This is a genomic window from Candidatus Rhodoblastus alkanivorans (genome assembly GCF_022760755.1).
In the GTDB taxonomy this organism is placed as follows: Bacteria; Pseudomonadota; Alphaproteobacteria; order Rhizobiales; family Beijerinckiaceae; genus Rhodoblastus; species Rhodoblastus alkanivorans.
On record NZ_JAIVFP010000001.1, the window covers coordinates 2,498,899 to 2,523,915 of the forward strand.

The 25,017-nt window shown below is 64.1% G+C and carries 22 protein-coding genes and 1 pseudogene; 15 read left to right on the forward strand and 8 right to left on the reverse strand.

Translation table 11 applies throughout. The features are described 5' to 3' along the window. Nucleotides 1-77: 77 nt before the first annotated feature. Nucleotides 78-491, forward strand: coding sequence for a hypothetical protein (locus tag K2U94_RS11615; protein ID WP_243067365.1), 414 nt, complete (start codon nucleotides 78-80; stop codon nucleotides 489-491). Here K2U94_RS11615 and K2U94_RS11620 read toward each other — a convergent pair. Next, entirely contained in the window at nucleotides 488-1,363 is an 876-nt protein-coding gene (locus K2U94_RS11620; RefSeq protein ID WP_243067366.1) for an ATP-binding protein, read from the reverse strand. The genes K2U94_RS11615 and K2U94_RS11620 overlap by 4 nt on opposite strands. Nucleotides 1,364-1,523: 160 nt before the next feature. Between K2U94_RS11620 and yajC the strand changes: the two genes are divergently transcribed. The 4 genes from yajC to K2U94_RS11640 are packed head-to-tail and all read left to right on the forward strand — an operon-like array spanning nucleotide 1,524 to nucleotide 4,840. Continuing rightward, nucleotides 1,524-1,865 carry a preprotein translocase subunit YajC gene (gene yajC / locus K2U94_RS11625; protein WP_243067367.1) on the forward strand — a complete coding sequence of 114 codons (342 nt, stop codon included), beginning with the start codon at nucleotides 1,524-1,526 and terminating at the stop codon, nucleotides 1,863-1,865. A 27-nt stretch (nucleotides 1,866-1,892) separates the two neighbouring features. Continuing rightward, nucleotides 1,893-3,473: a protein translocase subunit SecD gene (gene secD, locus K2U94_RS11630; protein WP_243067368.1), complete on the forward strand. Its 1,581-nt coding sequence runs from the start codon at nucleotides 1,893-1,895 to the stop codon at nucleotides 3,471-3,473. A gap of 12 nt (nucleotides 3,474-3,485) precedes the next feature. Continuing rightward, nucleotides 3,486-4,451, forward strand: a complete 966-nt coding sequence (secF, locus tag K2U94_RS11635) for a protein translocase subunit SecF (RefSeq protein ID WP_243067369.1) — start codon at nucleotides 3,486-3,488, stop codon at nucleotides 4,449-4,451. Then, nucleotides 4,451-4,840, forward strand: coding sequence for an Mth938-like domain-containing protein (locus tag K2U94_RS11640; protein WP_243067370.1), 390 nt, complete (start codon nucleotides 4,451-4,453; stop codon nucleotides 4,838-4,840). Before secF ends, K2U94_RS11640 begins: the two co-directional genes overlap by 1 nt. Nucleotides 4,841-5,172: 332 nt before the next feature. Here the strand turns inward: K2U94_RS11640 and uvrA are convergent, their stop codons facing one another. Then, the gene (gene uvrA / locus K2U94_RS11645; protein ID WP_243067371.1) at nucleotides 5,173-8,160 is read right to left on the reverse strand and encodes an excinuclease ABC subunit UvrA; all 2,988 of its coding nucleotides are present in this window, start codon (nucleotides 8,158-8,160) and stop codon (nucleotides 5,173-5,175) included. 200 nt (nucleotides 8,161-8,360) lie between these two features. Between uvrA and ssb the strand changes: the two genes are divergently transcribed. The 3 genes from ssb (at nucleotide 8,361) to K2U94_RS11660 (ending at nucleotide 12,696) form a co-directional block, all read left to right on the forward strand. Further along, nucleotides 8,361-8,858: a single-stranded DNA-binding protein gene (gene ssb, locus K2U94_RS11650; RefSeq protein WP_243067372.1), complete on the forward strand. Its 498-nt coding sequence runs from the start codon at nucleotides 8,361-8,363 to the stop codon at nucleotides 8,856-8,858. 342 nt (nucleotides 8,859-9,200) lie between these two features. Continuing rightward, nucleotides 9,201-11,942: a DNA gyrase subunit A gene (gene gyrA, locus K2U94_RS11655; RefSeq protein ID WP_243067373.1), complete on the forward strand. Its 2,742-nt coding sequence runs from the start codon at nucleotides 9,201-9,203 to the stop codon at nucleotides 11,940-11,942. A gap of 4 nt (nucleotides 11,943-11,946) precedes the next feature. Beyond that, complete coding sequence (locus K2U94_RS11660) at nucleotides 11,947-12,696, forward strand: class I SAM-dependent methyltransferase (RefSeq protein WP_243067374.1); 750 nt, start codon at nucleotides 11,947-11,949, stop codon at nucleotides 12,694-12,696. A 115-nt stretch (nucleotides 12,697-12,811) separates the two neighbouring features. Here K2U94_RS11660 and K2U94_RS11665 read toward each other — a convergent pair whose 3' ends face one another. Together K2U94_RS11665 and K2U94_RS11670 are read right to left on the reverse strand one after the other, a co-directional pair. After that, entirely contained in the window at nucleotides 12,812-13,264 is a 453-nt protein-coding gene (locus tag K2U94_RS11665) for a hypothetical protein (protein ID WP_243067375.1), read from the reverse strand. Nucleotides 13,265-13,384: 120 nt separating this feature from the next. Further along, on the reverse strand, nucleotides 13,385-13,546 hold the full coding sequence (locus tag K2U94_RS11670; RefSeq protein WP_243067376.1) for a hypothetical protein: 162 nt from the start codon (nucleotides 13,544-13,546) through the stop codon (nucleotides 13,385-13,387). Nucleotides 13,547-14,050: 504 nt separating this feature from the next. Here K2U94_RS11670 and K2U94_RS11675 point away from each other — a divergent pair. The 6 genes from K2U94_RS11675 (at nucleotide 14,051) to K2U94_RS11695 (ending at nucleotide 18,631) form a co-directional block, all read left to right on the forward strand. Continuing rightward, a complete protein-coding gene (locus tag K2U94_RS11675; protein ID WP_243068856.1) occupies nucleotides 14,051-14,461 on the forward strand; it encodes a di-heme oxidoredictase family protein in 411 nt (136 codons plus the stop codon). Between the two features lie 16 nt (nucleotides 14,462-14,477). Next, a complete protein-coding gene (locus K2U94_RS11680; protein WP_243067377.1) occupies nucleotides 14,478-15,494 on the forward strand; it encodes a TonB-dependent receptor plug domain-containing protein in 1,017 nt (338 codons plus the stop codon). Nucleotides 15,495-15,954: 460 nt separating this feature from the next. Further along, entirely contained in the window at nucleotides 15,955-17,559 is a 1,605-nt protein-coding gene (locus K2U94_RS11685) for an arylsulfatase (RefSeq protein ID WP_252393810.1), read from the forward strand. A gap of 33 nt (nucleotides 17,560-17,592) precedes the next feature. Beyond that, entirely contained in the window at nucleotides 17,593-17,868 is a 276-nt protein-coding gene (locus K2U94_RS20780; RefSeq protein WP_425332519.1) for a hypothetical protein, read from the forward strand. Continuing rightward, nucleotides 17,865-17,993 (forward strand): hypothetical protein, encoded by a 129-nt coding sequence (locus K2U94_RS20785; RefSeq protein WP_425332520.1) that lies wholly within the window; start codon nucleotides 17,865-17,867, stop codon nucleotides 17,991-17,993. Before K2U94_RS20780 ends, K2U94_RS20785 begins: the two co-directional genes overlap by 4 nt. A 71-nt stretch (nucleotides 17,994-18,064) precedes the next feature. After that, the gene (locus K2U94_RS11695; RefSeq protein WP_243067378.1) at nucleotides 18,065-18,631 is read left to right on the forward strand and encodes a nicotinamidase; all 567 of its coding nucleotides are present in this window, start codon (nucleotides 18,065-18,067) and stop codon (nucleotides 18,629-18,631) included. Here the strand turns inward: K2U94_RS11695 and lon are convergent. From lon to K2U94_RS11710, 3 genes are read right to left on the reverse strand one after another with little or no spacing between them, the layout of a single operon-like run. Beyond that, the gene (lon, locus tag K2U94_RS11700; protein WP_272884857.1) at nucleotides 18,616-21,021 is read right to left on the reverse strand and encodes an endopeptidase La; all 2,406 of its coding nucleotides are present in this window, start codon (nucleotides 21,019-21,021) and stop codon (nucleotides 18,616-18,618) included. The two genes, K2U94_RS11695 and lon, sit on opposite strands and share 16 nt — an antisense overlap. Before the next feature lie 10 nt (nucleotides 21,022-21,031). Next, a complete protein-coding gene (locus K2U94_RS11705; RefSeq protein ID WP_243067379.1) occupies nucleotides 21,032-21,433 on the reverse strand; it encodes an Hsp20/alpha crystallin family protein in 402 nt (133 codons plus the stop codon). A 59-nt stretch (nucleotides 21,434-21,492) separates the two neighbouring features. Then, nucleotides 21,493-22,881 (reverse strand): nicotinate phosphoribosyltransferase, encoded by a 1,389-nt coding sequence (locus K2U94_RS11710; protein WP_243067380.1) that lies wholly within the window; start codon nucleotides 22,879-22,881, stop codon nucleotides 21,493-21,495. A 305-nt stretch (nucleotides 22,882-23,186) separates the two neighbouring features. Between K2U94_RS11710 and K2U94_RS11715 the strand changes: the two are divergent. Next, nucleotides 23,187-23,519: pseudogene (locus tag K2U94_RS11715) on the forward strand (IS66 family transposase); the annotation flags it as partial. A 145-nt stretch (nucleotides 23,520-23,664) separates the two neighbouring features. Here K2U94_RS11715 and K2U94_RS11720 read toward each other — a convergent pair. Continuing rightward, entirely contained in the window at nucleotides 23,665-24,810 is a 1,146-nt protein-coding gene (locus K2U94_RS11720; protein ID WP_243067381.1) for an alpha/beta hydrolase, read from the reverse strand. Nucleotides 24,811-25,017: the final 207 nt, after the last annotated feature.

A 25,017-nucleotide genomic window follows, 5' to 3' on the forward strand; every position in this document is an offset into this window, starting at 1 on the left:
AGCCATTGGCTGCCGAGAGGTTCTTCGATTCGCCAAATCGAGTCTCGCCACTCGCGCCGACCAGGGGCCTACGTCATTTGATTGACCTTTTGCATCAATTGCGGCAACATAGTGGCAGTCAACATACAGGGGGCCACATGCGCAGACTAGGCCCGCAGCCCCTTACGGGCGCCGAAAAGCAGCGCCGTCATCGCGAGCGTGTGAAGGCCCGTCTGGCCGAAGCCGAGCGACTCAAAGCGCTTCTCGCGAATGGGCCTAGCAACGTCTTGCAGGGTCTCTCCAGTTTCTATGACAATATTCTGGGCGAGCTTGGCGCGACCGCGGACGAACGCGACGCGCTGAAAGCCGAGCTCCCCACAATTCAAAGCGAATTGCGGGCGGTGCTGGAGGCGCGCGCGCAAAACGATCTCGAATGGATCCGCGAAAAGGAGCGCAACGCCAGCGCGCCGCCGCAGCCCGGCCGCCCCAAGACGGGCGAGAAAAGCCGCTAATCCAGCCTGTGGCCGAGCCGTCCGGCGAGGTCCTGGATATATTGGAATGCGGCGCGACCGGAGCGCGACGCCCGGGTTATCGCCCATTCCAGCGACTCGGCGCGAATCTGCGCCTCCGGCGCCTCCAGTCCGTAATGTTTCACATAGGCGAAGACCATGGCGAGATAGTCGTCCTGACTGCATTTATGGAAGCCCAGCCACAGTCCGAAACGGTCGGACAGCGACACCTTTTCCTCCACCGCCTCGCCCGGATTGATCGCGGTGGAGCGCTCGTTCTCGACCATGTCGCGGGGCAGCAGATGGCGGCGGTTCGAGGTCGCATAGAACAGCACATTGGCCGGACGGCCTTCGACGCCGCCCTCCAGCGCCGCCTTCAGAGATTTATAAGAGGCGTCGCCGCCGTCGAAGGAGAGGTCGTCGCAGAAGACGATGAAACGCTCTGCGGCGTCGCGCAGCAAAGCCATCAGAGCGGGCAGCGATTCGATGTCCTCGCGGTGGATTTCGATCAGCTTCAGGCCCTGGAAATCCGGCGTTGCCGCGAGGCGCGCGCTGACGTCGGCATGCGCCGCCTTGACGAGCGACGATTTGCCCATGCCGCGCGCGCCCCACAACAGGACATTATTGGCCGGCAGGCCGCGAGCGAAACGTTCGGTGTTGCCGAGGAGTTGATCGCGGAGATAATCGACGCCGCGCAGCAGGGCGAGATCGACGCGGCTGACCTTTTTCACCGGCGCGAGAAGCTGGTCCTCCGCGCGCCAGACGAAGGCCGGCGCCGCGGAAAAGTCCGGCGGCGGCGGGGGCGGGGGGCTCATCCGCTCAAGCGCCTCGGCGATGCGCGCCAGCAGGGGTTGAAGGTCGTCTATTTGGGACATCGGCGTCGATCCGGGCTGGTTGAGCCGCGCGTTTAGGGCTTCGCCGCAAAAGACTCAAGGCTTTCCAGCCCGCAACGATTGCTTTCGGATTTTCAGCCGCTATAGTCCGCCGCGTTTTCACCCGGCGCACCGAATTGCGCCCACCACGCGGAAACAAGACATGAGTTTCATCACCCCGGCCTTTGCGCAAACGGCCTCGGGCGGCGCGAACGGCGCCGACTTCCTCATCCAGATGGCGCCGTTCGGCATCATCCTCATCATCATGTATTTCCTGATTCTGCGGCCGCAGCAGCAGCGCGCCAAGGCGCACCAGGACATGATCTCGAACATTCGCCGCGGCGACACCGTGGTCACCAATGGCGGGCTGATCGGCAAGGTGACCAAAACGATCGACGACGGCGAAATCGAGATCGAAATCGCCCCCAATGTCCGCGTCCGGCAGAGCCGGTCGGCCATTGCCGAAGTGCGCGCCAAGGGCGAGCCGGTCAAGGAAAGCGCCTGACGGCCAAAGGTTGGACTGCCGCCCGCCATGATGCGTTACGCCCCCTGGAAAATCGCCCTCACCCTCGCCGCCACTCTGATGGCGATCCTGATTTGCATTCCGAGCATGATCGGGCCGGCGAATCGCGCGAAACTGGCGGAAACCCTGCCGTCCTGGCTGCAGCCCGAATCCATCGTGCTCGGCCTCGACCTCCAGGGCGGCGCCTATCTGCTTTATGAGGTCGATCGCGCCGACGTCATTCACACCATGGTCGGCAATCTGCGCGACGATCTGCGCCGCCAGCTGCGCGAGGAAAAAATCGGAATTTCCGGGGGCATCGGCGTCAATGCCCGCGGCGTTCAGGTCCGCATCCCCAACGCCGAGGAGCGGACTCGAATCATGCCCAAGATTTATGGGCTGGTGCAGCTTTCCGCCGGGCCCGGCGGCTCCGGCCTCGACGTCGTGAACGCCGGCGACGGCCTGCTGAAGCTCAACCTGACCGACGCCGCCATCAGTTCCAAAATCGCCCGCGCCGTCGAGCAGACGATCGAAGTGCTGAACCGCCGCGTCAACGGCCTCGGCACCACCGAGCCCAATATCCAGCGCCAGGGCTCCGACCGCATCCTGGTCGAAGTGCCCGGCCTCAAGGACACCGACCGGCTCAAGGAAATCGTCGGCACCACCGCCAAGCTCGAATTCCGCCTCGTCGCCGAACCCGGCTACAATTCCGCCGACGTGGACATGCTTCCCCAGGCCGACTCGCCAGGCAAGCTGCCGGTCGAAAAACAGGTGATGGTTGAGGGCGAGGACCTTACCGACGCCCAGCCCGGCTTCGATCAGCGCACCGGCGAACCGGTCGTCAATTTCCGCTTCAACATCCGCGGCGGTCAGAAATTCGGCCAGGTGACCTCCGCCAATGTCGGCCGGCCTTTCGCCATCGTGCTCGACAACAAGGTCATTTCCGCGCCGCGCATCCTCACGCCGATCACCGGCGGATCGGGCCAGATTTCCGGCCATTTCACGGTTGAGCAGGCCAACAATCTCGCCATCCTGCTGCGCGCCGGCGCGCTGCCGGCCAAGCTCAGCATCGTCGAGGAGCGCACCGTCGGCCCCGGTCTGGGACAGGATTCGATCAATGCGGGCAAACGCGCCGCCTATTGGGCCGCGGCCCTGGTCCTGACCTATATGCTGATCACCTATGGCGTGTTCGGCGTCTTCGCCAATATCGCGCTGATGATCCATATTTCCTTCATCTTCGCGGCGTTGGTGCTGCTGCGCGCGACCCTGACCTTGCCCGGAATCGCCGGCATCGTGCTGACCATCGGCATGGCCGTCGACTCCAACGTGCTGATTTATGAGCGTATCCGCGAGGAATCCCACGCCGGCCGATCGCTCATTTCCGCCCTCGACGCCGGCTTCAAGCGCGCCTTCGCGACCATCGTCGACTCCAACGTCACCATGTTCGTGGTCGCGGCGATCCTTTATTTCCTGGGCTCGGGCCCGGTGCGCGGCTTCGCGGTTTCGCTGGCGCTGGGCATCATGACCACCATCGTCACCGCCGTCACCATGACCCGGATGATGATCGCGCTGTGGTACCGCTACGCGCGTCCGAGCAAGCTGCCGATCTGACGAGGACTTGCGATGAAACTGCTGCGCCTCGCGCCCGAAAACACCAAATTTCCGTTCATGCGCTTCCGGCGCGTGTCCTATCCCTTTTCGGCCGTGCTCTCGATCATTTCGGTCGTGCTTTTCCTCTTCGTCGGCATGAATTTCGGCATCGACTTCTCCGGCGGCACCATGATAGAGGTCAAGGCGAAGAGCGGAACGGCCGATCTCTCCTATATCCGCGACCTGTCCAGCCACCTCGGCCTCGGCGAGCTCCAGGTGCAGGGCTTCGGCAACGCCGCCGAAGCCGCGATCCGATTCGGCATGCAGCCCGGCGGCGACACCGCGCAGCAGGCGGCGGTCGAGAAGGTCAAGCAGGCCTTGGGCGGATCATACGACTTCCGCAGCATCGCCGTCGTCGGCCCGAGCGTTTCGGCCCAATTGGTGCAGCAGGGCACTTTGGGCGTCGTCATCTCGATCTTCGCGGTCCTGACCTATCTCTGGTTCCGATTCGAATGGCAGTTCGCCATCGCCGCGATCATCGCCACCATGCACGACCTGCTGCTCACGGTCGGCTTTTTTTCGATCACCCAGCTCGAATTCAACACCACCTCGATCGCGGCGATCCTGACGATCATCGGCTATTCGCTCAACGAAACCGTGGTCGTGCTCGACCGAATCCGAGAGAATATGCGAAAATACAAGAAAATGCCGACAGACCAGCTGATCGACCTGTCGATCAACGCGGTGCTGCCGCGCACCTTGATGACCGCGACCACGGTCTTTCTGGCGCTGCTGTCGCTGGTCGTATTCGGCGGCCATGTGATTCGTTCTTTCTCGCTCGCCATGATGTGGGGCATTTTCGTCGCGACTTATTCCTCGATCTTCATCTGTTCGCCGACGCTGATCTATCTCGGCCTGCGCAACGAGGCGCGCGCGGCCGCCGACGAGGTCACCGGCGTCGGCGCCAAAACCAGCGCGCGGCCCCTTTCGGGCGCGTGATGGCGGGCGAACTGAAATATGAAGGCTTCGTGCCGGGCCGCCATTCGATCGACGGCTACGGCTCTGGCGGATTCGAGTTCGCCGGCATGTCGCATCGCGGTTCAATTCTGGCCTTGCCGTCCGGAATCCACGCCTTCGCGCCCACAAGCTTCGCCGAAATCGACGATTCTTCGCTCGCGCCGCTCTTCGCGTTGCCGCGCGGCGCGGTCGAGTTGATCCTGTTCGGCTGCGGCCCGGCGCTTCAGCCGGTTCCGCCCGCGCTGCGAATGAAATTGCGGGAAGCGGGAATCTCCTGCGATCCGATGGATACCGGCGCCGCGTGCCAAACATACAACATCCTGCTCGGCGAACGGCGACTGGTCGGCGCGGCCCTGATCGCCACGCTGTAAGCGCATGAAAAAGAAAAAGCGCCCGCCGGGGGGAGGAACCGGCGGGCGCAATGTTGAACGGGGGGATTTTCCGCGCCCGTTCAGCTAACTAATTGAAATCACACGAAAAATCTCGCTTCGGAACATTAATCGCGGGGGCATTAGTCGTTCGTCTATGAACGGATATTGTGCGCAGTTGCGGCATAAGTGAAGCCGCGTTTCTTGCAAAGCAGCAATGCGTTTTTGCATAGCTCAGGGCTCCCGCGCCAGTCTCGCGAATCAGGCTATGCGGGATTACGAAAAAGGGCGATCGTACTTTTCGGTCAATCCACGGGGAAGCCAGGACGGCGCAATCATCGCGTCGCCGAACCGGAGGCGGGGCGGCGCTCCAGCGCTTCCTTGAGGAATTTGCCGGTATGCGAGGCGGGCTCGCGCAGAATCGCCTCGGGCGGTCCCTGCGCGACGATTCGCCCACCGCCGTCGCCGCCTTCCGGCCCCAGGTCGATGATCCAGTCCGCGGTCTTGATCACATCGAGATTATGCTCGATGACCACGACGCTGTTGCCTTGCTCCACCAGGGCGTGAAGCACTTCCAGCAGCTTCTTCACATCATGGAAATGCAGCCCGGTGGTCGGCTCGTCGAGAATATAAAGGGTTCCGCCGGTCGAACGGCGCGACAATTCCTTGGACAATTTTACCCGCTGCGCCTCGCCGCCGGACAAGGTCGTCGCCTGCTGGCCAACTTTGACATAGCCGAGGCCTACGCGCGCGAGCGTTTGAAGCTTGTCGCGGATCGCGGGCACGGCCTTGAACAGTTCGGCGCCCTCTTCCACCGTCATGTCGAGCACGTCGGCGATGCTCTTGTCCTTGTAGCGAACCTCCAGGGTCTCGCGGTCGTAGCGTTTGCCCTTGCACACGTCGCAGGTGACATAAACGTCGGGCAGAAAATGCATTTCGATCTTGATGACGCCGTCGCCCTGGCAGGCCTCGCAGCGACCGCCCTTGACGTTGAAGGAGAAACGGCCGGGCCCATAGCCGCGCGCCTTGGCCTCGGGCAGGCCGGCGAACCAGTCGCGGATCGGGGTAAAGGCGCCGATATAGGTGGCGGGATTGGAGCGCGGCGTGCGTCCGATCGGCGACTGGTCGATGTCGATGACCTTGTCGATCATCTCCAGCCCTTCGAGCGCGTCAAACGGGGCAGGGTGCTCCAGCGCGCCATTGAGCCGCCGCGCCACCGCTTTGTAGAGCGTGTCGACGATAAGGGTCGATTTGCCGCCGCCCGAAACGCCGGTGATACAGGTGAAGAGCCCGAGCGGGATGTCCACGCTCACATTTTGCAGATTGTTTCCGCGCGCGCCAACCAGCCGCAAGCGTCGCCCCGCTTCCGGCTTGCGGCGCTTCTTCGGCGCCGCGACCTGCAGGCGGCCGGTGAGATAGGCGCCGGTGAGGGATTCCTCGGCGGCCATGATGTCGCCCGGCGTTCCCTGCGCCACGATCTGGCCGCCATGGATGCCGGCGCCGGGGCCGACGTCGACCACATAATCGGCGGTGAGGATGGCGTCCTCGTCGTGTTCCACGACGATCACCGAATTGCCGAGGTCACGAAGGCGCCGAAGCGTTTCGAGCAGACGGGCGTTGTCGCGCTGATGCAGGCCGATGGAGGGCTCGTCGAGCACGTAAAGCACGCCGGTGAGGCCGGAGCCGATCTGCGAGGCCAGCCGGATGCGCTGGCTCTCACCGCCCGAAAGCGTGCCGGAGCCGCGCGACAGGGTGAGGTAATCCAGGCCGACATCGACCAGGAATTTCAGACGCTCGTCGATCTCGCGCAAGACTCGCGCCGCGATCTCCTGTCGTTTGGCGTCGAGTTTTTCCGGCAAACACTTGAACCAGGCCGCCGCCTCGCGCACGGAAAGCTCGGAAATCTCGCCGATGTGGCGGTGGTCGATCTTAACCGCAAGGGCCTCGGGCTTGAGGCGGAATCCGGCGCAGGCGTCGCACGGCCGCGCCGACATGAAGCGCGAAATTTCCTCGCGCGCCCAATCGCTCTCGGTCTCGACATAGCGCCGCTCCAGATTGCGGATGACGCCTTCGAACGGCTTTTTCACCTCATAGGAGCGCACGCCGTCGGCATAGGAGAACAGCAATTCCTGCGCGCCCGAGCCGTAAAGGATGATGTCCTTCGCCACTTGGGGCAGGTCCGCCCAGCGGTCTTCCATGCGGAATTTGAACGCCTTGCCGAGCGCCTCCAGCGTCTGGCCGTAATAGGGGGACGGCGACTTGGCCCAGGGCGCCACGGCGCCCTTGCGCAAGGTCAGATTGGGGTTGGGAACGATCAGGTCGGCGTCGACCTTCTGCTCCGAGCCGATGCCGCCGCATTTCGGGCAGGCGCCATGCGGAGAGTTGAAGGAGAACAGGCGCGGCTCGATCTCGGCGATGGAAAAACCGGAAACCGGACAGGAAAATTTCTCCGAAAAGACGATTCTCTCCGGATCTTTTGCCTTTTCCTGGTCCTCGCCGCTGTCGGCGAATTCGATCACGGCGACGCCGTCGGCGAGATCGAGCGCGGTCTCGAAACTTTCGGCAAGGCGCGCGGAAATGTCCGGGCGGACGACGATCCGGTCGACGACGACGTCGATGTCGTGCTTGAATTTCTTGTCGAGCGCCGGCGCGTCGGCGATGTCGTAGAACTGGCCGTCGACCTTGAGGCGCTGGAAGCCGCGTTTCATGTAATCGGCGATTTCCTTGCGATATTCACCCTTGCGGCCGCGTGCGATCGGCGCGAGCAGGTAGAGCCGCGTCCGCTCGGGCAGGGCGAGCACGCGGTCCACCATCTGGCTCACGGTCTGGCTTTCGATCGGCAGACCGGTGGCGGGCGAGTAGGGAATGCCGACCCGCGCCCATAAAAGGCGCATGTAATCATGGATTTCGGTGACCGTGCCGACCGTCGAGCGCGGGTTCTTAGAGGTGGTCTTCTGTTCGATCGAAATCGCCGGCGACAGGCCCTCGATATGGTCCACGTCCGGTTTCTGCATCATTTCCAGAAATTGCCGGGCGTAAGCAGACAGGCTTTCGACATAGCGCCTCTGGCCCTCGGCATAGATCGTGTCGAAGGCCAGCGACGATTTCCCCGAGCCGGACAGGCCGGTGAACACGACGAGCTTGTCGCGGGGAATGGTCAGATCGATATTCTTGAGATTGTGCTCCCGCGCGCCCCGCAACGCGATGACGCGCCCCTCGCCGATGCGTCGCGCCAAATCTTCCGCCGTTTCTCGCGCTGGTTGCGCTGGTTGTGGCGAAGGCGTCTTCCTGGGCCTTTTCGGCTTGGCGGGGCTTAAGTCCATGTTGTCTTTCCGCGGCGGATCGAGGCCTATTTAGCGCCCTTCATGCCGAATTTCACCTCGAAACCCTTGCACGATTCGAACCAAAGCGCTAGAACATAAATAGAACAGGCGCGGGCTTGTGGATAAGGGATTTTGAGCCGCGCGCGGGCGGGGTCGGGCGTATAGGATGCGCCTTCGCAAGAAAACGGGAGCAGGGCGCCATGTCGGGCAGCGTGAATAAGGTGATCTTGGTCGGAAATCTGGGTCGCGATCCGGAAGTTCGCCGCATGGGCTCAGGCGACCCGGTCGTGACCTTCTCGCTGGCGACGACCGAATCCTGGCGCGACAAGGCGACAGGCGAGCGCCGCGACCGCACTGAATGGCATAATATCGTGATTTTCAACGAGAATCTCGGCAAGATCGCCGAGCAATATTGCAAGAAGGGCTCGAAAATCTATCTCGAGGGCCAGCTTCAGACCCGCGAATTTACCGACAAGGACGGCAACCAGCGCAAGACCACCGAAGTCGTGCTGCAACGCTTCCGCGGCGAACTGACGCTGCTGGACAGCCGGGGCAGGGGCGGCGAGGACGCCGCCTTCGGCGGCGCGTCGTCTGGCGGAAGCTTCGGCCGCCAGTCGCCGATGGAGCGCGCCCCCGCATCTGGCGACATGGGCGGCGGTCGCGTGTCGGCCACGCTGGACGACGACATTCCGTTTTAAGGCTTTCGCCCCGCATTGCGGGGAGTCGCGGGCGTGGAGCAATGCACGCCCGCGACTCCGGAGGCGGGTCGCTCGCCATGACCCGGCGCAGGACGTCGGCCATCCCGCAGAGACGCGCGCGATGCGCGCTCCATCTTTCGCCACGGCCGCCAATTTCGTTGGCTCAGACCGGCGGCTTCATGGCGAATTTATCGCCCAGCTTTCGCCAGCCCGCAGAAACTATCGATCAACACATTGAAACAACGATGATTTCTTCGCCGCCTGGAAGCCGGGCGACGCTGGCTTTTGCGGGAAGAATCGCCTAGAAAGAACCGGCTCAATTCCCCAGCACGCGAGCGCATTTTGGCCGATCAAAACGACGACAATCCGGTTCCGCCCGCCTCGGACATCCGTCCGGTCTCCATCACGGAGGAGATGAAAAGCTCCTATCTCGCTTATGCGATGAGCGTGATCGTGAGCCGCGCGCTGCCGGACGTCCGCGATGGCCTGAAGCCCGTTCACCGGCGCATCCTGCATTCGGCGCAGGAAAACAATTTTCTGCCCGACCGCCCTTACGTCAAATCGGCCCGCATCGTCGGCGAGGTGATGGGCAAGTACCATCCGCATGGCGATGCGGCGATCTATGACGCGCTGGTGCGGATGGCGCAGCCTTTCTCGATGAGTCTGCCTCTCATCGACGGGCAGGGCAATTTCGGCTCGGTGGACGGCGACCGCGCCGCGGCCATGCGCTACACCGAATCGCGCCTTGCGAGGCCGGCTCTGGCTCTGATTGAGGACATCGATTCCGACACGGTCGATTTCCAGGCCAATTATGACGGCAAGGAGCGCGAACCGACGGTTCTGCCGGCGCGCTTTCCCAATCTGCTGGTCAACGGGGCCGGCGGCATCGCCGTCGGCATGGCGACCAATATCCCGCCGCACAATCTGGGCGAGGTCATCGACGCCTGCGTTGCGCTGATCGACCGGCCCGACATGACGCTCTCCGAATTGATGCAGATCGTGCCCGGGCCGGATTTCCCCACACGCGGCGCGATCATGGGCCGCGCCGGCATCCGGCAGGCCTATGAGACCAGTCGCGGCTCCGTCGTCATTCGCGGCGTCGCGACCATCGAGACCCTGCGCAAGGACCGCGAGGCGATCGTCTTCACCGAGATTCCCTATCAGGTGAACAAGGCGACGCTGATCGAGAAGATCGCCGAAATGGTGCGCGACAAGAAGATCGAGGGCATCTCGGATCTGCGCGACGAATCCGACCGCGAAGGCATGCGCATCGTCATCGAGCTCAAGCGCGACGCCGTGGCCGACGTTGTCCTGAACCAGCTCTACCGCTTCACCGCGCTGCAAAGCTCGTTTGGCGTCAACATGATCGCGCTCAACGGCGGCCGGCCCGAGAGCCTCAACCTGATCGACTGCCTCAAGGCCTTTATTGACTTCCGCGAGGAGGTCGTCAGCCGGCGGACCAAATTCAAGCTGAACAAGGCGCGCGACGGCGCGCATATTCAGGTCGGCCTCGCCATTGCAGTGGCCAATATCGACGAGGTCATCCGCCTGATCCGCACCTCCGCCGACGCGACGGAAGCGCGCGAGGCCTTGATGGGCCGGGTCTGGCCGGCTCATGACATGGCGCCGCTCGTCGCCCTGATCGCCGACCCGCGCCATTCGATCGACGAGGACGGCAATTGCCGGCTGTCGGAGGCGCAGGCCCGCGCCATTCTGGATTTGCGCCTCCAGCGGCTTACCGCGCTCGGCCGCGACGAAATCGCCGAAAACCTCAACAAGCTCGCCGGCGAAATCGCCGAATATCTGGAAATCCTTCGCTCCCGCGAAAAATTGTTCGGTATCGTGAAGGACGAGATGCTCGCCGTGAAGGCCGCCCACGCCGTCCCGCGCCGCACGCAGATCCTCGATGTCGAAGGCGATATGCTCGATGAGGACCTCATCCAGCGCGAGGAGATGGTCGTCACGGTTTCCCATGCCGGCTATATCAAGCGGGTGCCGCTCTCGACCTATCGGGCGCAGAGGCGGGGCGGGAAGGGCCGCTCCGGCATGCAGACCCGCGAGGAGGATTTCGTCCAAAGGCTTTTCGTCGCCTCGACCCATGCGCCGGTGCTGTTCTTCTCGTCGCTTGGTCAGGTCTACAAGGAAAAGGTGTGGCGGCTGCCGCTCGCCGCGCCGCAGTCGCGCGGCAAGGCCCTGGTCAATATGCTGCCTCTGGAGCAGGGCGAACGCATCACCTCGATCATGGCCCTGCCCGAGGACGAGGCTCTGTGGGAAACTCTTGACGTGATGTTCGCCACCACCGGCGGCACCGTCCGGCGCAACAAATTGTCCGATTTTACCCAGGTCAACCGCGCCGGCAAGATCGCGATGAAGCTCGATCCCGGCGAAGGCATTGTGGACGTCCAGATCTGCACGGAAGCTCAGGACGTGCTGCTGACCGCGGCCAAGGGCCAGTGCATCCGCTTCCGGGTCGATGACGTGCGCGTCTTCAAGGGCCGCGATTCCATGGGCGTGCGCGGCATAAGCCTGGCCGAAGGCGATCGCGTCATCGCGCTGTCGATCCTGACCCACAGTGACGCCACGCCGGCCGAGCGCGCCGCATTCCTGAAAATGCGCCGCGCCGCCGCGGACGAGCCGGTCGAGCCGGAGGCCGAGGAGACGGAGGAGGGCGGCGAGAGCGCCGCGCCGCTCGACGCCGAGGCCTATGAGAAGATGGTGGCGGCGGAGCAGCTGATTTTGACCGTTTCCGAGAACGGCTATGGCAAGCGCACGTCGTCTTATGAATATCGGGTCACCGGACGCGGCGGCAAAGGCATCGTCGCCATGGCGGTCAACGTCCGCAACGGCCAACTCGTCGCCTCGATGCCGGTTGAGGCCAAGGACCAGATCATGCTGGTGACCGACGGCGGCCAGCTCATCCGCTGCCCGGTCGAGGGCATCCGCGTCGTCGGCCGTGGAACGCAGGGCGTCATCGTATTCAACACGGCGGAGACGGAAAAGGTCGTCTCGGTCGAGCGCGTCAGCGAAGTCGAGAATGGCGAGGACGAGGGCGAGGAAGACGAGGCGCCTGACGCCGGGATTTGAGACAATGGTTGAAAAACCGCAGCATAACGACCTGTTTAACGAGGATTTCACCCGCCGCCGCGACGCCGCTCGCAAACGCCTCGACGCCATCGATCCCGCGCGGCAAAAAGGCGGCGCGCTGAAAGACCCGCAACGGCGCGAATGGTTCGAGGCGGTTTACACCACGGCCGATGGCGACGCCGCCAATGTGCCGTGGGGCAATCTCGCCGCCCATCCCTTGCTGGTGGAATGGCTCGCCCAAGACCCGGGGCTCGCCGGCCTCACGGCGCTCGACGTCGGCTGCGGCCTGGGCGACAACGCCGCCGCTCTGGCCGATCGGGGCGCCGAGGTGACGGCTTTCGATTTCGTGCCGCGCGCGGTGGAATGGGCGCGAAGCCGCTTCGCCGGCCAACAAATCGATTTCCGCGTCGCCGACCTTTTCGCGCCGCCGCCCGAATGGCGCGAGGCTTTTGATTTTGTCCACGAGACCTACACCTTGCAGGCGCTGTCGTCGGAGCTTCTGCCCGCCGCGCGGCAGGCGCTGGCGCATTTCGTCAAGCCGGGCGGACGGCTGCTCGTGCTCAGCCGCGCCCGCGACGAGGGTCAGGAGATCGACGGTCCGCCGTGGCCGCTGGCCCGGACGAGCATTGAAGCCTTCGCTCAATGCGGCCTCGTGCTGGACAAGCTTGAAGACCTGCCGCCGGGACTGGTGGCCAGCCGTCATTGGCGCGCGCTGTTTCGCAAGCCGCCTTCAACGGACGGCCACCGGGCATAGTCGCAAAATTCTTCAGTTGCTTGCAGGGATGTCGAAAATGTCGGGCAGGGCGCTCAGACAAAATGCGACCTGGCTCGTCAATTGCGCACGCCCGATTGGCCTGTCTCGGCAGGTCCTATTTCCTGCGCAGCGCCTGCGAAAGCTCCGGCGCCGCCTGCGCGGCTTTTAGCGCATCCGTGTCGAGCGTCACATCGGCGCCGCAGGCGGCAATGACATGCGGCAGGTTTTCCGGCTCGATGACGAGCCCGCCGGATTGCGCGTCCGGCCAGGCGATGAACGTCTGATCTTGGCCGTCAAGCGCGCCCTTGCATTCGGGATCGAGACCGCGCTTGGGCGCTTTGCGATAAAGCGCCGACAATTCCGCCGAGGCGATGGTTCCGACCCTGGCGCCGTCTGCGGCCGTATCGAGGCCTCCCTTCAGGTTCAGGCCCGGCAGCAGCTTGACGAGATCGACCGACCTGCCTGCGCGCAGGTCGAAGACAAGGGCGAGCGCGCCGCCATCGGGGTGGGCGCCGCCGCAGAAATAGTCGTCGCGCGCGACCAGGCTGAGGAAGCCGGGCCCGGCCATGGTGACGGCGATCTTGCGCGTCCAGTCGGCCTGACCCTTCGCTTGAGCGAAACACTCCTTGCGGGTCGCGCGCAGGCGGGCCTCTTCACCGTCCAGAGCCTTGTTGATCCTGGCGACGACCTAGGGCGGCGCGCCGGCCTCGAGGCGCGGAAAGGCCGCAACACCATTCGCGATCGCCGGTCGAGGCCGCAGCGTGACCGCGTCTTCCGCCGCCGCCGGCGCCGGGGCCAAAGCGAACGTGGCGAAAAGCGCGAGCGTCGCGCGCAAAATCCTGGCGTTCATAACCGGCCCTCCATTGGCGCGCGGCGCCGCCGCGCTCAAGGCGGGAACTCGAAGCGCCAATTCATTCGCAAGTCAACATAATGGATCGGGGCAGAGGTGCGCGGTTTGCCGATTGCGCCCACATCCGCGATTCGCATAATCAATATTATGGAACTCGCAATCAGGTCCGCATGGGCCGGTTGCGGCTGACGCCGCTGGTTCTCTCGATGTGGCCTCCATCTCTTTTCCCCCCGCATACGGCAAATCGGCCGAACATAAGTGCGGAAAATCTTGGCGGACAATTGGATGAGCGCCGCGCCGTCCGATTGCTGCGTTTCGTTGGAGGGTGGTCGGAATCCATGGACGGACGGGAATCGTTTTGCCAGCGCCGTCCAACGACCCCGCCGCTCGGACGAACGCCGCACGATGGTTTCGATGTAAAGCCTGTCTCGCCCGGGCCGCGCGGGAAAAAAGCCCGGAGCTCAGCGACGCTCAGTTCGAGGCGATCGCTTTTACCTCGACAGCCTGGCCCCGCCGCCGCTCCGCAACGCCGAGGATCCCCAGGCGCTCGCGGGGCAGAAGATTTTCGAGCGGATCGGCTGCGCCCGTTGCCATCGCGAAAAGCTTCCCCTCGCGGGCGGCGGCGAGATCGCGCCCTTTACGGACCTCGCCCTGCACGACATGGGCGACGGCCTCGCCGACGGCCGTCGCGATTTCGAGGCCGGACCACGCGATTGGCGGACGCCGCCGCTGTGGGGCCTGGGCCTCCCCAGCAAGGTCGGCGACACGGCGAATTTCCTTCACGATGGCCGCGCCCGCTCCTTCGCCGAGGCGATCCTCAGGCACGGCGGCGAAGCCGAGGCCTCGGCGGAAGCTTTTCGCGCCCTCGACAAGGCGCAACACGAGGCGCTGCGCGCCTTTCTTTCCTCTCTTTGAACTTGGTGGGGTAAGAATGAACAGGACTTTGGCGACGATCACTCTGACGGGCGCGCTCGTGGCGCCGGCCGGTTTCGCAATGGCGCAAAGCGGCGGCAATGGCGCCGAGGCGTCGGCCGCGCGGCAGGACAATGGCGTCTATGACCTCGGCCAGCTCAGCGTGACCGCGCGGTCGAGCCGGGGCGCGGCGCACGACGCGGCGACCTCGGGCATTCCCTTTCAGCCCAAGACGACGCCGCCGCTCGGCGGCGACACGATCACTTCGCAAAAGATCAAAGCCTTCGACAAGGCGACGCTCGACAAGGCGGCGGAGCTGACGCCGGGCGTCGTCTCCGACAATCTCGCCGGGCCGCGCAACGAGCAGAACATCTATGTCCACGGCTTCGACCGCTGGCAGGCGCCGATCTATCTCGATGGCGTGCGCATCTATCTGCCGGCCGACAATCGTCTCGACTTCGGCCGCTTTCTCACCGGCGACCTCTCGGAAATCCAGATTTCCAAAGGCTATTCCTCAGTGCTCGACGGCCCCGGACGCATGGGCGGCCAAATCAATCTGGTGACCCGCAAGCCGACCAAGGCGGTCCAGGCGGAAATCGGCACGCAGATCGACGCGGGGGCGAGCGGCTATCTCGGCCAGCGCTCCTTCGCGATGATCGGCACGAAACAGAACCTCTATTACCTGCTGGCCTCGGGCGTCTGGGATTCCACTCTCGGCTACGACCTTCCCGGAAGCTTCACGCCCACCGCCACACAGGGATCGGGGCTGCGCAAACATTCCAACGCCGCCGACACCAGCGTGAACGTCAAGGGCGGCTATACGCCCAACGCCACCGACGAATATTCGATCAATTTCGTCCGCCAGGACGTCGCCAAAGGCGTCCCCTATTCCGTCACCTGGCCGATCGCCTCGCAGCGCAATTGGGTATGGCCATATTGGAACGTGCAGAGCCTCGCCCTCAACACCCATACGGTTCTCGACGAGACGACCTATATCAACAGCCAGGGCACAATAATATTTCTGACAAGCCTTTGAACCGTCACAAGGTCAAGCCTTCGGCGAAATCATTTGCGCTGGTGCGAGGAACAGCGACGCTTCATTCGCGTTTTCACTGGCGTCGACCACGCGTCGATCCACGACGCGTGGCGGGCGGGCCGTTTTTGCTGATGCCAAGGAACAATGAAGGAACAATGACAACGACCCTCGGGGGGCGGCGCCGACAGGCGCGGCTTCGGCCGACGCCTCGGGGCGCCTCAATCGCTGACGAATCGGCCATGGAGGCCAGTGGTGCGAATTGTTTTCGCGGCCCGGCGAATAAGACCGAATGGAAAGCAACACGTCGTCGACATTTAAGATGAATCAGGAGGTTGCAATGCATTTAGGCAGACAATTTTGGTCTATCGGAGGGACGCTTGCCCTCATCGCTTCAGCTTCGGCGCTGCCGGTGTCGAGCGCCGCCGCGGCGGACGAAAAGAAGCCCAACATCCTGTTCATCATGGGCGACGACATCGGCTGGATGCAGCCGAGCATTTACCATCGCGGCCTTATGGTCGGCGAGACTCCCAACATTGATCGGATTGGTCAGGAGGGCGCCATCTTCATGGATTATGTCGCCATGCAGAGCTGCACCTCCGGCCGAAACGCGTTCTTCACCGGCATGTACCCGCTGCGCACCGGATTGATCCCGCCGCAATTGCCGGGCAGCCCGTCTTATCTGCGGCCTGGCACCCCGGCGCTCGCCAAATTCCTGCACGACCTCGGCTACACGACCGGCGAGTTCGGCAAAAACCATCTCGGCGACCACACGGAAGCGCTGCCGACGGCGCATGGTTTTCAGGAATATTGGGGCTATCTCTACCATCTCGATGCGATGCAGGGGGTGAGCTTCCCCGACATCAACAAGACGCCGACCGATCAAGTCGTCGCGCCGCCATGCAAAAACACGCTGATTCCCGGCGTGCCAGACGTGCCCGGCGCCGTCGACCCCAAGACCACAACCTGCCTGACCCCGCCGCGCCCGATCTTGTGGTGCCACTCCTCGGACGGAACGCAGGCGAATCAGACATGCAAGGACGAAGGGCCGTTGACTTTGGAGCGGTCGAAGACAGTGGACGAAGAGATCTCGGCCAAGGTGATCGACTTCCTCGACCGCAACGACCCGAAGAAAACCAACAAGCCGTTCTTTGTCTGGTACAACCCGGCGCGCATGCACGTGACGACCGTGCTGCCGCCAAAGTACATGGACATGGTGGGCACGAAAGGCGGCAAGGACTGGGGCGTCAACGAAGCCGGCATGAAGCAGCTGGACGACAACATCGGCTATGTGCTGAAGAAACTCGAGGACATGGGCCAGCTCGACGATACGATCGTGGTCTTCACCACCGACAATGGCGCCGAAGCGATTTCTTTCCCGGACGGCGGCGTCACCCCCTTCAAGGGACAGAAGGGCGAGGCCTGGGAAGGCGGCTATAGGGCGCCTCTGGTCATTCGCTGGCCGGGTCACGTCAAGCCAGGCACGGTCAAGAACCAGCTGTTCGCGGCGCTCGACTGGCTGCCGACCTTCGTCGACATCGCCGGCGGGGCGAAAGGCGATAGGCTAAACAAGGAGATCGAAGCCGGCCAATATCCCGGCATCGTCAAGACGAAGCTCGATGGCTTTGATCAGCGCGACTACCTCGAAGGCAAGTCCGACAAGTCGGCGCGCGATTACTTCTTCTATTACTCGGGCGCGACCCCGTCGGCGGTGCGCTACAAGAACTGGAAGATGTACTATACGATGTCGCAGCCCGGGCCGGCCGGCTGGATCTTGCCGCTCATCCCATTCCACTTCACGCTCGTCCAGAACATCAAACGTGATCCATTCGAGACGTCGGTCGGCATCGAGCAAAAAAGCGCGATGGCCCTCGGCGGCGCGCTTGGCGGCCCTGTCACTGCCTTCCAATATGATTGGAACATGCTGCCGATCGGCCAGCAATTGTGGCTGAAAGAACTCGAGTCGTACAAAGAGTTTCCGCCGTTGCAGGCGCCGGAAAGCTACAACCTCGATCAGATTATTGCCCAGGTCAAGGCGGCCAGCACTATCAGTCACTCGGGCGAGTAAATTCGCCGGGCACAACAAGACCGGCGCGCCAATATGGCGCGCCGGGATTCCCACCGCTCCTCAGCTGATTCCGCGCCAGCGGATACAGGAGAAACATGCGCTCTGTCAGATCGCTTTGTTTCCGATTGGGAGGGCGACATGGCGTTGCAAATGCTGAAATGCGCATTGATCGGTCTGACCCTCGGCGCTGCCGCATTTTCCGGCCCATCGGAAGCGGAGCCCACCGAATCCAATAGACCCAATATTCTCGTGATCATGGCTGACGACATCGGCTACCGGAACATCAGCGCCGACAAAATCGCTGGATGATGGGCTACCGCACGCCCAACATCGACCGCATCGCCAATGAAGGGGCGACCTTCACCGATTATTGCGGCCAGCAATCCTGCACCGCCGGCCGCACCCTCTACGTGGGCGCTTCAGCGACCTTCTGAACGCGCCTTCGCCATTGCAACCCGTTTCCGGATCCGGGCGTTCTGTGTCCGATCTGGAAACGGGACGCCTCATGAGCGGCGGCAATCATATCGGCCAAGGCGACGTTCTGCTGATCGTCGATGTTCAGAACGATTTCTGTCCCGGCGGCGCTTTGCCGATTGCCGGCGGCGACGCCATTCTGCCGCGCGTCAATGCGTTGATCGACGAGGCGACGCGCGCCGGCGCGCTCGTCGTCGCCTCGCGCGACTGGCACCCGGCGGACCATGTGAGCTTTGCCGCCCGCGGCGGGCCGTGGCCGCGCCATTGCTTGCAGGACGAAAGCGGCGCCGCGTTCCATCGCGACCTCAAGCTCCCCGCCTCCACCATGATCGTCACCAAGGGCGACCGCCTGGATTCGGATCAATATTCCGCCTTCGACCGCACCGGCCTCGCCGACGAATTGCGGCGGCGCAAGGCGAGGCGCGTCTGGGTCTGCGGCCTGGCGCTCGATGTCTGCGTCAAAGCGACGGCGCTCGACAGCGTCGCCGCCGGATTTCCGACCCTTCTCGTGACCTCCGCCACCGCGCCTGTCACTGCCGAAGACGGAGCGGATGCGCTCGATGAGTTGGCGCGCGCGGGCGTTCAATTCGTAGCGTGAGCGGCTTCCGGCGCGACGTCGCTTTCAAAGGCCGCCGCGACCGCGTCCTCGACACGCTCCAGCCAGACGAATTCGAGGCTTTTGCGCGCGTCCTCCGGGATATCGTCGTAATCGCGGCGATTGCGCGCGGGCAGCATCACGCGCTTGAGCCCCGCGCGCGCCGCCGCCGTGACCTTTTCCTTGATGCCGCCGACCGGCAGCACCAGGCCGCGCAGGGAAATCTCCCCGGTCATCGCCGTGTCGCTGCGCACCGTGCGATTGCTCAGCAGCGAGACGAGCGCAATGAACATGGCGACGCCGGCGCTCGGGCCATCCTTGGGCGTGGCGCCGGCCGGCACATGGATATGGATGTCGCTTTTTTCGAAAATGTCCGGCGCAACGCCGAAGGACGCCGCCTGGCTCCTCACGAGCGTCAAAGCGGCCTGGGCGCTCTCCCGCATCACTTCGCCGAGCTGGCCGGTGAGGGTCAGGCCGCCCCTACCCGGCGCGCGCGCCGCCTCGATGAACAATATGTCGCCGCCGACCGGCGTCCAGGCGAGCCCGGTCGCCACGCCCGGCACGCTGGTCCGCATCGCCGTTTCGTTCTCGAACAATGCGGGACCCAGGATCGCCGCCAGATCGCCGGCCCCGAACTCGACATGCTCCGCGCTGCCTTCGGCGATCTTCATCGCCGCATGGCGCAACGCCCGGCCGATCTCGCGTTCGAGACCGCGCACGCCGGCCTCGCGGGTGTAATCGCGGATGATGCGCTTCAGCGTCTCGTCGTCGATGCGGACCTGCTCGGCGGTCAGGCCATTGGCTTCGAGTTGGCGCGCCACGAGATAGCGCCGCGCAATCTCGAATTTCTCGTCCTCGGTATAGCCGGCGAGCGTGATGATCTCCATGCGGTCGCGCAAGGGGCCGGGAATGGACTCCAGCATATTGGCGGTGGCGATGAAAACGACGTGGGAGAGATCGAAGGGCTGGCCAAGATAATTGTCGCGGAAAGAAAAATTCTGTTCGGGATCGAGCACTTCGAGCATGGCCGCCGCCGGGTCGCCATGGATTCCGGCGCCCATCTTGTCGATTTCGTCGAGCATCAGCACGCAATCGCGCGATCCAGCCTTGCGGATCGCCTGGATGATATTGCCCGGCATGGCGCCGATATAGGTGCGGCGGTGGCCGCGGATTTCGGCCTCGTCATGGACGCCGCCAAGGCTCACCCGCACGAAGGCGCGCCCGAGCGCCCGCGCGATCGACTGGCCGAGCGAAGTCTTGCCTACGCCTGGCGGCCCGGCGAAACAAAGGATCGGCGCCTTGCCGCCCGGCGCGAGCTTGCGCACCGCGAGATATTCCACGATCCGCTGCTTGATCTTCGCCAGCCCGAAATGATCGGCGTCGAGGATGCGGCGCGCCTCGGCGATATCGATCGGCTTGGGTTCGGGCAGGGCCCAGGGCAGTTCGGTCAGCCAGTCGAGATAAGTGCGCAGCGGCCCGGCCTCGCCGGAGCCTTCCGACATGCGCTGGTAGCGCGCCAGCTCCTTGCGCGCCTGATCCTCGACCTCCTTCGGCATGTTGGCCCTGGCGATCTTTTCGCCGATCTCGCGGACCTCGTCGGCGCGGCCGTCGCCTTCGCCGAGCTGGCGCTGGATCGCCGCCATCTGCTCGCGCAATATGGCCTCGCGCTGGCGCTCGTCGAAGGCGGCCTTGGTCTGCTGGCCGATTTCATGGGTAAGCCGCAGCACTTCCAGCCGCTCGCCGAGGAGTTTGGTCACCTTTTCTATGCGCGCCACGACATCGAAAGTTTCGAGCAATTCCTGGCGGGCGTTGGCCCCAATATCGAGATAAGCGGCGACCACATCCGCCAGAGCGCCGGGCGAAGGGATCGACTCCACCGTCTCGATCAGCTCCCGCGGCGCCTGCGGCATGAGGCGGAAGGCTTCGGCGGCCTGCTGCTGCAGGAACCGAAACCGCGCCTCGATTTCCGGGGTAAGCGTCTCCGGGTCGGCGAAGCGTTGGACGCGCGCCACGATGACCGGGCGCTCCGAGACGAAATCGATCACCCGAAAGCGCTGCTCGCCCTGCAGCACGATATGATGGGTTCCGTCGGGGGCGCTGATATAGCGCAGAATATTGGCGACGGCGCCGGTGCGGTGCAGGTCTAGCGCGGTCGGATCCTCCTGTTTGGGATCGCGCTGCATCAGCACGCCGATCTGGCGTTCCTCGCGCACGGCCTGCTGCGCGGCGGCGATCGAAACCGCGCGCCCGATGCCGATCGGCATCACCGTGCCCGGCAGCAGAACGACGTCGCGCACCGGTATGACGATCAGTTCCCCGGGCTGGGCGCCCTGCCCTCCCGCTTCGGGTCCGGCTTCGGCGGCGACCGGGGTCGGCTCGGATTCGTCGGCCATTTTCGCCTCCTCAGACGGATTTGCGCAGGCTGACGATCAGCAGCCCCTCGCGCATGGCGCGGACGACTGCCTCGTAACGGCTGGCGGGCAAAGAGATGCGCCGTTCGAACGCGCCGCGTGGCAGTTCCAGGCGGTGGACGAAGGCCGCGCGCAATTCCGGCGGGAAGCCGCGCCGGCCCCGCACGACGAGCGAGGAGCCTTCGATCGCGGCCTCGACGTCCTGTTCACGAACGCCGGGCAGAGCGACGAGGACGAGGACTTCGGCCTCCGTTTCAACGACGTCGACCGCAGGCTCCCAGGTCGCGCTTCCCGCGCTCCGCCGCGCGGGCGCCGCGTCGCGCAACCGCTCGGCGCGGGAAAAAATGGCCATTGCTTCCGACCACATCCAGGTCATCCGGTCGTCTGTCGTCATCGGAACGCCCTCCGCCGGTCGGATTATTGCCGACCGCTGCAAAAGGTCCAGAGGCAAAATTACAGCGCCGTTCGAAGCGCGGATCCCTGGGCGCCGCTCAGGCGGGCGCGCAAGGCGTCCGCATCGGCTTCGAGCCGCGGCGATATCGCGACCGGAAATGGCTTCGGCGCTGGGGACAGCGCGCGCAGATCCGGCGGCAGCCTGGCGATGGCCCGGGCCGCCGCCGCGCGCAGAACCGAAAGATCGACCGCGGGCGGCGCGATCCGCCTGCCGCCGCGCATGACCTGGACCAGCAGCGGCGTCCCCGGCAAAAGCTCGTCGACGCGGGCGATGACGTCATCCGTCACGACGCCGTCGGCTTCGCGGCGGAAAACCTGCTTGCGGCCGGGCAAGGTCGCCTTGGCCGCGGAGAGCTTCATGCGGCCGGCGCCGGCATATTCAGTCAGCTTGTAGGAAATATCGAGCGAAGGCGCGTCGGCCGAAACGCTCATGTCCGTTCCCACCCCGAAAATGTCGATGGGGGCGCCGCCTTTGACCAAGGCGTCGATTTTCGCCTCGTCCAGACCGCCGCTGGCGATGATTTTCATATCGCCCAGTCCCGCATCGTCCAGCAAGGCCCGCGCCGAAAGCGAAAGGGCGAGCAGGTCGCCGGAATCGAGACGGATTCCCATCGGCCGGCGCTCCGGTCCGAGCTTTTGCGCCAGACGAACAGCATTGCCCACGCCCTGCAGCGTGTCATAAGTGTCCACCAGCAGAACCGTTTGCGGATAGAGCGTGGCGAAAGCGTCGAAAGCCTCCTCCTCGCGCGAAAAAGCTTCGACGAAACTATGGGCCATGGTTCCCGCCACCGGGAGCCCATAGCGCGCGCCCGCCTCCAGCAGCGAGGTTCCCTCGATCCCGGCGATGGCGAAGGCGCGGGCGCCGTGGAGCGCGGCGTCGCCGCCCTGGGCGCGGCGGGCGCCGAAATCCATCACCCGCCGCCCCGCCGCCGCATTGACGACCCGCCAGGCTTTCGACGCGAGCAGCGTCTGCAAGCCGATGCGGTTGAGGATCAAGGTCTCCAGCGCCTGCGCCTGACCGATCGGCGCGCGGATTTCCAGAATGGGCTCGCCGGCGAAGAACGGCGTTCCTTCGGGCAGCGCGAAAATGTCGCCGGCGAAACGGAAGCGGCGAAGCTCGTCGAGAAAATCCTCGGGGAAAAGGTTGAGCGTGCGAAGATAGACGATATCGTCCGGCGAGAAATGAAAGCGCTCGATCTCGTCGAGCAGTTCGTCGAGCCCGCAGGCGATGAGAAAATTGCGCTCTTTCGGCAGCTTGCGGACGAAGACGCTGAACACGGCCTCGGCCTCCATGCCGAGCGCCGCATAGGCGCGCATCATAGTCAGTTCGTAAAGGTCGGCAAAAAGGCCGCCGCCCTCGCGGGACGGCTGCGGTTCAGGCAGGGGCATGATCAAACGCCTCGTTCAGAGGCTGGAGCTTGGAGGCTTTTCGCGACGCCGGCAATGCGCTTCGCGCTCCTGGGCCAGGAAAAGGCGCATGGCGCTATTCGGATATGGAAAATTGACCGTCGCCGCTCGGTCGCGGACCGGTTCGCGCCGTCGCCATGCCCTGCCCCGCCATGGCGCCGCCGGCGAACGCGCTACGGCCTTGCTAAAAAAGCCCATTCACGCCAAACTCCCGCCCGAGCTAGAAAAATATCCGACAAATCCCAGACAAATAAACGTCGTGCAATGACCAGGGAAAGGCGTTAGATCTGGCCCGAGGCATAGCGGACCTCGCGGCTTCAACCCTGGCGAGAAAAAAGCGAGCGTTGGAAAAACAGCTCGGAGCCCTTCTGGCCGCGCCGACGAGATGCGATGTCGCCCGAGAGCTGCAAGCCAAAATCGGGCGCGCGCGCGGCCAGCTTCTCATCTTTTGCGATTATCCCGGCGAGGTCGACCCCACGAACAACACCTCGGAGCGAAAACTCCGCCCATGCGTGATCCAAAGAAAAGTCACCAACGGCTACCGCGCCATGTGGGCCGCCGAAGCTGAAGCGGACGTGCGAACGACCGTCGACACCGCACGCATCAAAGGCGCCAACCCTTCAACGTCATCCTCGCCACAGTCACTTGAACACCACAAAAATCGCAACGCCCCCGCTCAAAAATCGGAGGTGGGTAATTGCCCTCAGTGCTTGATCTATATTTGCGGATCTGGCGTAAACACGCGCTCCGGCGTCGAAACGCCCTTTATTGCGCCTGGCGGGCGATGATGACGATCGGGGCGGCCACCATGGCGATTGGAAGCGTCAGCGCGGTCTTGACGACGCCGGGCGCATCCTCGACCGGATTGAGCTGGTCCACTGAACCCTTCTTGCCGACCCCCTCGGCGAGCACCTGCCTGAGCTGGGGCGCGATCTTCGCGATTTCCGCGAATTTATCGTGGTTAAGGGGATTTTCGCCCTTCACATCGCTCAGATCGACGACGATCGCGTTATATTTGGTCAGATTGGCGGCGTGCTTGTAATCGCCCAGCCGCGATTTGTCGCCGGCGATGAAGCGGGACACGGCAAGCGCGCGGTCGTCGCGCGACAAAACGATGAGGAAGGGCTTTTTCGGCGTTCCGATGCGCGCCATCTGCGAGCGGAACACATCGACGTCAATGTCCGGCGAGGCGAGGATGATCGCGCCGAGTTTATGGCCATAACCACGAAACTCCCTCGTCATCGCAATGTTGCGGAAGGCTTCGACGGTCACCCAATTCCCCATGGAATGGGCGAGGACGTTGATCTTCTCGGCGTTGCTTTTCGCGAGCAGGACCAGGATATGCTCCAGAGCGTCGCGCGCGATGGTGGCGCTGTTCTGGTCATAGACATAGCCCGCCAGCTCGCCGCGCGAGGCCCAGCTGAAATAGACGGGCACGCCCTGCGCCTTGGAATCGTGCGCAACCTGCGCCAGGCGATAAAGGCCTTCCGGAAACAGGGTGTTGTAGCCGTGGACGAACAGCATCACGTCGCGATGTCCGGGCGGCCGCTGCGCCAACTGCTGGTTGACCGCCGCGACGAAGGCCTTTTCGCTGTCGAGATAGGAGGATTCGCGGGTGACGAAATCGGTGTTGGGATTGCCGGGGCGCTGCGACGGCCATTCGATATTGCCGGAGACATGGGTCGGCGGGACGCTGACCACGGCCTCGGCATATTCGATCCCCTTGCCGCGCTCGCCGCTGAACATCGCGCCGGGATCGGGCGAACGCTTGCGCGTCGTCGCAATGAGAATGGTGTGGTCGGTCGCGCCCGGCGCGCGGGCGGCCACGGGCGGATACATGGGATCGACGCCGGGGCGGGCGCAAGCGGCGAGCAGGGCCGGAAGGATCAGGACAAGGAGGTAAGCGCGCATGCGCCGCCAGGCGATCGACGGCGGAACCGAAACTGAAACCAATGACGTCGGACGCAAACCAATTCCTCCCCGGGGTGGACGGCGCATACGGGCCCCTGCCCCGGCCCTCGCAACGGCTGAGATGATGGGCTCAAGCTATACGAATGCCCTGGCCGGCGCCATCGGCGGGGTGGCGGCGAAAGTCCGCGCCATCCCGATTCCCTCCGC

Coding starts and splice junctions, on each gene's coding strand:
- K2U94_RS11620 (WP_243067366.1), bottom strand. CDS start 1,363: ATGTCCCAAATAGACGACCTTCAACCCCTGCTGGCGCGCATCGCCGAG.
- yajC (WP_243067367.1), top strand. CDS start 1,524: ATGAGTTTCATCACCCCGGCCTTTGCGCAAACGGCCTCGGGCGGCGCG.
- secD (WP_243067368.1), top strand. CDS start 1,893: ATGATGCGTTACGCCCCCTGGAAAATCGCCCTCACCCTCGCCGCCACT.
- secF (WP_243067369.1), top strand. CDS start 3,486: ATGAAACTGCTGCGCCTCGCGCCCGAAAACACCAAATTTCCGTTCATG.
- K2U94_RS11640 (WP_243067370.1), top strand. CDS start 4,451: ATGGCGGGCGAACTGAAATATGAAGGCTTCGTGCCGGGCCGCCATTCG.
- uvrA (WP_243067371.1), bottom strand. CDS start 8,160: ATGGACTTAAGCCCCGCCAAGCCGAAAAGGCCCAGGAAGACGCCTTCG.
- ssb (WP_243067372.1), top strand. CDS start 8,361: ATGTCGGGCAGCGTGAATAAGGTGATCTTGGTCGGAAATCTGGGTCGC.
- K2U94_RS11660 (WP_243067374.1), top strand. CDS start 11,947: ATGGTTGAAAAACCGCAGCATAACGACCTGTTTAACGAGGATTTCACC.
- K2U94_RS11665 (WP_243067375.1), bottom strand. CDS start 13,264: ATGGCCGGGCCCGGCTTCCTCAGCCTGGTCGCGCGCGACGACTATTTC.
- K2U94_RS11670 (WP_243067376.1), bottom strand. CDS start 13,546: ATGAACGCCAGGATTTTGCGCGCGACGCTCGCGCTTTTCGCCACGTTC.
- K2U94_RS11680 (WP_243067377.1), top strand. CDS start 14,478: ATGAACAGGACTTTGGCGACGATCACTCTGACGGGCGCGCTCGTGGCG.
- K2U94_RS11685 (WP_252393810.1), top strand. CDS start 15,955: ATGGGCGACGACATCGGCTGGATGCAGCCGAGCATTTACCATCGCGGC.
- K2U94_RS20780 (WP_425332519.1), top strand. CDS start 17,593: ATGGCGCGCCGGGATTCCCACCGCTCCTCAGCTGATTCCGCGCCAGCG.
- K2U94_RS20785 (WP_425332520.1), top strand. CDS start 17,865: ATGATGGGCTACCGCACGCCCAACATCGACCGCATCGCCAATGAAGGG.
- K2U94_RS11695 (WP_243067378.1), top strand. CDS start 18,065: ATGAGCGGCGGCAATCATATCGGCCAAGGCGACGTTCTGCTGATCGTC.
- lon (WP_272884857.1), bottom strand. CDS start 21,021: ATGGCCGACGAATCCGAGCCGACCCCGGTCGCCGCCGAAGCCGGACCC.
- K2U94_RS11705 (WP_243067379.1), bottom strand. CDS start 21,433: ATGACGACAGACGACCGGATGACCTGGATGTGGTCGGAAGCAATGGCC.
- K2U94_RS11710 (WP_243067380.1), bottom strand. CDS start 22,881: ATGCCCCTGCCTGAACCGCAGCCGTCCCGCGAGGGCGGCGGCCTTTTT.
- K2U94_RS11720 (WP_243067381.1), bottom strand. CDS start 24,810: ATGCGCGCTTACCTCCTTGTCCTGATCCTTCCGGCCCTGCTCGCCGCT.